The sequence below is a fragment of the Nocardia sp. NPDC046473 genome (assembly GCF_040645995.1).
GTDB lineage: Bacteria > Actinomycetota > Actinomycetes > Mycobacteriales > Mycobacteriaceae > Nocardia.
Map to the genome: position 1 here is coordinate 536,880 of NZ_JBEYZJ010000009.1, position 6,418 is coordinate 543,297.

Here is a 6,418-nt window from a genome sequence, read left to right on the forward strand (position 1 = left end):
AGCATGGCTGGACGGATGAATGGACCCGAACGACGTGCCCAGGTGCTGACCATCGCGGCAAAGGAGTTCGCCGAGCACGGATTACACGGGGCATCGACCGAAGCCATCGCCAGAGACGCGGGGATCACGCAGGCCTACATCTTCCGGATGTTCGGGACGAAGAAGGCCCTGTTCCTCGAACTGGTTCAGGCGGCGTTCGAGCGGGTCAGCGCCGGGATGCGAGAGGCGGGCGCGGAGCAGGCCGGCCTGGCAGCGCTTTCGGCGATGGGCGCCCAGTACTTCGACCTGCTGGCCGATCGGACCGGGTTGTTGTTGCAGTTGCAGGGCTTCGCCGCGTGTGGCGACCCGGAGGTGCGCGACACGGTGCGGTCGTGTTTCGCACAGCTGTGGGGCACGACCGAGGACGGCACGGGGCTCGAACCGGTGACCGTGAAAACGTTCCTCGCCTTCGGGATGCTGCTCAATGCCGGCGCCGCGATGGACATCGAGGACGTCGACGACGCATGGGCCGACGGTGTCCGCACTCGAATCCGGTCAGGACTTTTCGCGCACATCACGACCGAGGCAAACCGGTGAGGACCGTCCAACAAGAAGGACGGCTCAGCGCCGCGCTGGTGTGTACGGCGTTGGCGGGTGCGGTGATCGGCAGTGTCGGAGCGCCACTCATCACCGCGGTCGCCACGGGAATGCACGTGTCCCTCGGTGCTGCGCAATGGACTTTGACGGTGACGCTGTTCGTCGGTGCGATCGCCGGTCCGGTGCTCGGCAGACTCGGCAGCGGCCCCTACCGTCGCACCACGATCCTGGCCACCCTGGCACTGGTGGCGCTCGGTGGGCTGCTGACGGTGCTGCCACTTCCGTTCGCGGCGTTGCTGATCGGACGCGGATTGCAAGGGCTCGCGGTCGCGGTCGGGGCGCTGTTGATGAGTGTCGCTCGCACGCACCTGCCGCCAGAACGCGCGACATCGACAATCGCCGCACTGTCGGTCGCATCGACGGTGGGTATCGGGGTCGGCTATCCGGTGATCAGCCTGCTCGACCAACTCGCCGGGCTGCGGGCCGCATACGGACTCGGGTTCGTGCTGTCCGCCGTCGCGCTCGCCATCGCCTGGCGCACATTGCCTGCCGAGGCCCCCGGCGAACGGCCGCAGATCGACGTCACCGGCGCGCTGCTTCTCGCCATCGGCACCCTCGGACTGCTGCTGGTCATCGCCGAACCCTCGTTCTGGGCAACGGCGTGGCTGGCCGGTGGCCTCCTCGCCGGATCCGGTGCGGTTCTCGCGATCTGGGCATTCATCGAATTGCGCACTACGGCGCCACTGGTGAACCTGCGCCTACTCGGCCAAGAGTCCATCTTGCGTGCGAACCTGGCGATACTTGTCGCCGGAACCGGGTTGTACCTGCTGTTCAGCCTGTTCACCCGCTACGTGCAGACCCCCGACGGCGCTCCGTATGGGTTCATGCTCCCCGGTGTCGCGGCCGGCGCGGCACTGATCCCGTTCTCGCTGCTCGGGTTCGCTGCCGGAAAATCGGTGCCGCATCTCATCGCACGAATCACCGAAAGGTGGACGTACACGGTTTCGGCCGTGATCGGAATCGCCAGTGCATTGCTGTTCGCCGCCGGCAACCAGTCGCTCCTGGCCGTCCTCGCCGCCATCGCCCTGCTGGGCTTCGCCGTCGGCGGCGTCTTCGCGGTCACGCCCAAGCTCATCCTCGTCAGCGTGCCCCACGACGAAACAGCCAGCGTGCTCTCGATCAACCAGATCGCCCGCAGCATCGGCATGAGCATCGGCAGTGCGGTCGCCGGCTTCCTGCTCGCCACCACCACACCGAACGGCGCCATGCTCCCCACTCAATCCGGCTACCTCACCGCTGCACTCTGGGCCCTGCCTCCCCTCGCCGCCAGCGCATTCATCATCGCCGCCCAACGATCCGCGCGGCAGACTGTGCGAGCGTCGATGACGTCGTAACCCGCAGCAGTTCGGAAGTCCCACAGCCCGCACATGGCCCAGCGATTGCCGACCGTGCCGAATTGCACCCAGCGCAAACCGCTTTCGACTCGACGGATCCATTCCCCGTGCCGCACCGATCGACGCCGTCGGATTCGTGGCCCAGGATCACCCGATCCGGGGCTCACGCCACACCGCTACCCGCCTCAGCAGAGAGTCGGGCCGCAGCTCGTGGTCACTATCACCTTGTCGCCGCGCATATCTCACGCGGCTGCGCACGAATTTGCCGGTTGATCAGCGCGCAGCACGCGACCTCGTGCGCCGCATCGATCCACCGTCGTCGCCTACGACCGGCGCGGTTTCGCACGCAGCCCGCTCTCCGGACCTCCGGAGGATCGGGTGGTCAACGACGAGCGAGCCCGACTCACCCGGCGCACACTTCAGCGGCACGCGCACAAATCAGCCAGCAATTCCCTGCGCGACAGACCATTACGTACGCGGCGACAGCCAGTGTGTTCGGCAGCGCCACGTAGGGTCCGCGGCGCCGGCGGCTGCTTCTCACGATTCCGCCACTTCCGGCGGTGGCGCGATCGGCGCACCGGCTGTCCGCAGGCGCTGCGCCAACTCGTGGCAGCGCGTTGCCAGCTCTGGTGGGTCGAGGACCTCGAAGGGGTGGCCGAGGAAGAGTACGCGGGTGAGGACGGCATCGAGATTGGCTGCGCCGCTGATCAATTCGCAGTGTTCGGTGTCGCGCGGTCGGATGACGGCCGCTGCCGCTGGAATTTGTGCGCGGACGACGGCGGCAGGCGCGTGTACGAGAAAACGGGCTTGGTGCGAGTAGACGCGACTCGCCACGCCCTCTTGCACATACGTTGCCGCGTCCGGCGCTGCGCGCGGGCGGAAATGCCAGGTTCGGGCGGCCGCGTCGGTCATCCGGTCGACGCGGAAGGTGCGCCAGTCGTCGCGATCGAGGTCGTAGGCGAGCAGATACCAGCGTCGATCCGAGGTGACCAGGCGATAGGGCTCGACTCGCCTGGTACGCACCGCATTTCCGGACGGGTAGTCGAAACTGGTCTCGACCTCGTCGCGGCAGGCTCTGGCCAGAGTCATGAGGACATCAGGGTCGACCGGGGTGCGGCCGCCGTCGAACGAATCCACCGAGCCGGACAGCGCGCGTACCTCGTGCCGCAATCGGGCGGGCAGCACCTGGTTGAGCTTGGTCAGCGCGCGGAGTGCGGCGTCACCCGCGCCGGCGACCGCGCCACCCGCACCGATCAGCAGCGAGACCGCGGTGACGATCGCTTCCTCGTCGTCGAGCAGCAGCGGCGGCAAGTCCTGTCCGGGCCCGAGCTGGTAGCCGCCGCCGACACCCTGGCTGGCATGCACCCGATAACCCAACGTGCGCAACCGCTCGACGTCACGTCGGACCGTGCGCGGCGTGACACCGAGCCGCTCGGCAAGATCGGGGCCGGTCCACACCTGACGCTGCTGCAGCAACCCGAGCAAGGTGAGCACCCGCTCGGTCGTCCCCCGTTCGTCCCCGCCTGCCACGCCCACCTCACCGAGACTGCCAGAAATAGCGGACCGGATCTGTCCGCTAGGCGTGCCAGGGTAACCGCATGGAAGCACACGACTTCGATTGGAACCAGACGCTGCGCGAGCAGTGGGAGTTCCATTGGGACCACCAGGTGCGAGCCCGGCTCGACGGGCTCACCGACGACGAGTACTTCTGGTCACCGGTGCCGAACGGATGGAGCGTACGACCGCGCGACAGCTCGACCGCGCCGATGCAGGTCGGCAGCGGCGGCTTCACGATCGACTACGCCTATCCGACACCGGATCCCGCACCGTTCACCACGATCGCCTGGCGACTGGGTCACGTCATCGTCGGCGTGCTCGCCGTGCGCAACGCGGCACACTTCGGCACCCCGGCGGCTTCCTACGACACGTGGGAATACGCCGGCAGCGCGGCCACCGCACTCGACCAGCTCGAAACCCAGCTCGACAGCTGGCGGGCCGGGGTGCGCACCCTCAGCGACGCCGACCTTCGGATCCCGGTCGGCCCGAAAGAGCCCTATCCCGAAGCATCGATGGCCGACCTGGTACTGCATATCCACCGCGAACTGATCCATCATCTGTCCGAGGTCTGCCTACTGCGCGACCTCTACCTGCACACGCGAACCGCCACGAATGGAGCAACCCGATGAGCCGCCACATCCAGGTCACCTTCGACGCCCACAACCCGGCAGCGTTGTCGACCTTCTGGCGCGAGGTGCTCGGATATGTCCACCCCGGCCCGCCCGGTGTCGACGTCCCCGCCGGCAGCGACCCGCTGGCCGCGTGGGACGAGTTTCTCGCCCGGATCGGCGTGCCGCCGGAACAGCGCAACACCAGGTCGGCCATCGAGGACCCGGACGGGACAGGGCCACGACTGTTCTTCCAGCAGGTGCCGGCGGACAAAGTCGCCAAGAACCGCGTCCACCTCGACGTTCGTGCGGCTCCCGGATTGCAAGGGGAGGAACGGATGGCGGCCTTGGAGGCCGAATGCGATCGGCTCGTCGCACTGGGTGCGAAGCGGGTGCAGCGTTACGAGCCGCAGCCGCCGATGAGCGGGGGCAATATCGTGATGACCGATCCCGAGGGGAATGAGTTCTGCCTGGACTGACAGGCGCGGGCCCTGGTTGTGTTTCGGCGCAACCAGGTTCGGCTGGCTTGGCGCGCCATCGGCTCGGCGCCACAGGGCGACCACCGACGCGCTCATCAACCTCGGCTACGACATCACGGCGGCGCCGAATAGCCGCACACATCCTGTTTCCCGCACCTGAAATCGCATGTGATTTCACGTCGCAGTCGCAACTGGCAGCACATTCCCGACAAGACGACAGGACATCCCGCGGTCAAGACACCCCGCGGTAGGCAAACCATGAACGTGCGGCAGTCGAGTCAGTCGAGGGCCCCTGTCCAGCGGGCCGTTCAGATGTCCATGCCCACAGCGACTGCAACAACTGACGTGTCGTACCGCATCACGTCTGAACGGTAAACCGGTGGCGCGCTCGTCACTTCGCGGCGTCCGCGCGGGACAGGTTCCAACTGTGCCAGGTATCGGGGTCGAGGTGGTCGCGGATCCGGTTGCGGACTTCGGTGCGCAGGGGTTCGGCGAGCCGGTCGGTCGCGGGGAGGATGTCGGTCGAGAGGGTGGCCAGGTATTCGGCGTCGAACGCCTCGCCATGCTGCCAGCGGTCGATGTTCTTGTCGGCGACGAGACGTTCCGGATTCAGAACGGCCAGCGCGAGCAGGGTGGCCATGGCGGTGCCGATCATCGCGCGGGACAACCACATCCGGCGCAGGCTCAGCACCGATGCGAGCACCAGCAGATAGACCAGACCGAGCCAGAGTTCGCAGACCTCCACCAGTAGCCGGAGCACGGTGAAACCGTAAGCCTGCTGGTAGGTCCACATGCGGCCGAGGGCCGAGGCGACGATGACCAGCGAGAGCACACTCACCGCGCACAGCAGCACACGCAGCCACAGGCGATCGGCCGCCGAGTCCGTCGCGGCCCAGCGCAGGACGACCAGGATGACCGCGAGGGTCAGGATGGTGACTGCGGACAGCTGCCAGAATCCGCTGCGCGCATATTCGGCGTAGGTGAGTCCGGCCGTGCGCTGCACGTAATCGTCACCGCCGAACAGGGCCACGAACTGTGCGCCGACGAATACCGCGAACAGAACCGTGAGCGCACCGACCGGCAGTGCCCACTCCACACGGCGCAACGTCCGACCCTGCGCCTCCGCAACGAATGCCGACGCGGGCATCGGCGGAGCGGCAAGCACATACAGCGCGCCGAGCGCGGCGAGCCCGACCACGACGAACAGCACGATCCACTGGACCGTCAGCGCACTGTCCACTTCCGGTGTCACCGACTCCAACAGTCTCGCGAACGTCGCATCCGCACCGCCGAGCAGCGGAACGAACACCGCGAGCAACGCGATGGTGACCACCACCGACAGCGCGATGCCCCGCTCGCGCTGCGATTTGATCCCGCGCAACCGCTCGAGCCCCGCATACATCCACGGCAGACCAGCCAAAGCCGCAAGCGGCCAAGCGATCACGTCGTAGATCACGCCACGTGCCGACCGTCGCCCCACAACAGCCAGCGATCCGGCGACACACGCTGCCAACACGCACAGCGTGAACAACCAGCCCGCCGCACGGAAAGTGCCCACCGCCAACAAGGCAAGAAACATTCCAGCCCACCACATCCGCGCAGACGTCTTCCCAAGCCGCACATCGGCGGCATCGGCATCGGCATCGGCGTCCGCGTCGGCAACGGCAACGGCAGCGGCAGCGGCATCCACGTCCACGTCGGCATCGGCGGCATCGGCGGCATCGGCGGCATCGGCGGCATCGGCGGCATCGGCGGCATCGGCGGCATCGGCGGCATCGGCGGCATCGGCGGCATCGGCGGCATC

6 protein-coding genes are annotated in these 6,418 nt (G+C 67.3%); 4 read left to right on the top strand and 2 right to left on the bottom strand.

The window, feature by feature from the left end; translation table 11 throughout:
• Positions 1–3: 3 nt before the first annotated feature.
• Both ABZ942_RS33020 and ABZ942_RS33025 read left to right on the top strand, forming a co-directional pair.
• A complete protein-coding gene (locus ABZ942_RS33020; RefSeq protein ID WP_357388932.1) occupies positions 4–576 on the top strand; it encodes a TetR/AcrR family transcriptional regulator in 573 nt (190 codons plus the stop codon).
• A complete protein-coding gene (locus ABZ942_RS33025) occupies positions 573–1,970 on the top strand; it encodes an MFS transporter (RefSeq protein WP_357388934.1) in 1,398 nt (465 codons plus the stop codon). The genes ABZ942_RS33020 and ABZ942_RS33025 overlap by 4 nt, the downstream gene beginning before the upstream one ends.
• 537 nt (positions 1,971–2,507) lie before the next feature.
• Here ABZ942_RS33025 and ABZ942_RS33030 read toward each other — a convergent pair.
• Positions 2,508–3,500 carry a YafY family protein gene (locus ABZ942_RS33030; RefSeq protein ID WP_357388936.1) on the bottom strand — a complete coding sequence of 331 codons (993 nt, stop codon included), beginning with the start codon at positions 3,498–3,500 and terminating at the stop codon, positions 2,508–2,510.
• Between the two features lie 68 nt (positions 3,501–3,568).
• Here ABZ942_RS33030 and ABZ942_RS33035 point away from each other — a divergent pair, with 68 nt between their 5' ends.
• Entirely contained in the window at positions 3,569–4,156 is a 588-nt protein-coding gene (locus tag ABZ942_RS33035) for a DinB family protein (RefSeq protein ID WP_357388938.1), read from the top strand.
• A complete protein-coding gene (locus ABZ942_RS33040) occupies positions 4,153–4,614 on the top strand; it encodes a VOC family protein (protein WP_357388940.1) in 462 nt (153 codons plus the stop codon). The genes ABZ942_RS33035 and ABZ942_RS33040 overlap by 4 nt, the downstream gene beginning before the upstream one ends.
• Positions 4,615–5,005: 391 nt before the next feature.
• On the opposite strand, the gene ABZ942_RS33045 is transcribed toward ABZ942_RS33040, so the two are convergent.
• Positions 5,006–6,418 (bottom strand): DUF4173 domain-containing protein (locus ABZ942_RS33045; RefSeq protein WP_357388942.1); only part of this gene is annotated, 1,413 nt, incomplete at its 5' end.